The organism is Thermorhabdus hydrogeniformans (assembly GCF_049310025.1).
Taxonomy (GTDB): Bacteria; Bacillota; Thermosediminibacteria; order Thermosediminibacterales; family Tepidanaerobacteraceae; genus JBJYKD01.
Genome location: NZ_JBJYKD010000283.1, coordinates 1 through 236, shown reverse-complemented (window position 1 = coordinate 236; position 236 = coordinate 1). Strand labels below are relative to the sequence as shown.

Annotated in this window: 1 protein-coding gene; it reads right to left on the bottom strand. The window is 52.5% G+C overall.

Annotation, left to right across the window (positions count from 1 at the left end; genetic code table 11):
• Positions 1–236 (bottom strand): MBL fold metallo-hydrolase (locus tag ACKX14_RS16440; protein WP_422449510.1); only part of this gene is annotated, 236 nt, incomplete at both ends.

Sequence of the window (236 nt, the reverse complement as noted above, 5' to 3'; positions counted from 1 at the left end):
CAAAAGAAAGGGCAGCGCGCCGATGTGGTCTTCGTGCCCGTGCGTCAAGATGAGCGCCGTCAGCTCGTCCCTGTATTCGTCGAGAAACGAAAAATTCGGAATCGAAATATCGATACCGAACGGCGTTTCTTCGGGAAAGCCCATCCCGGCGTCGATGATGATCATCTCGCCGTTTGAGCGAATTCCCATGCAGTTCATACCGAATTCGCCGATGCCGCCAAGAGGAATAATTTCTA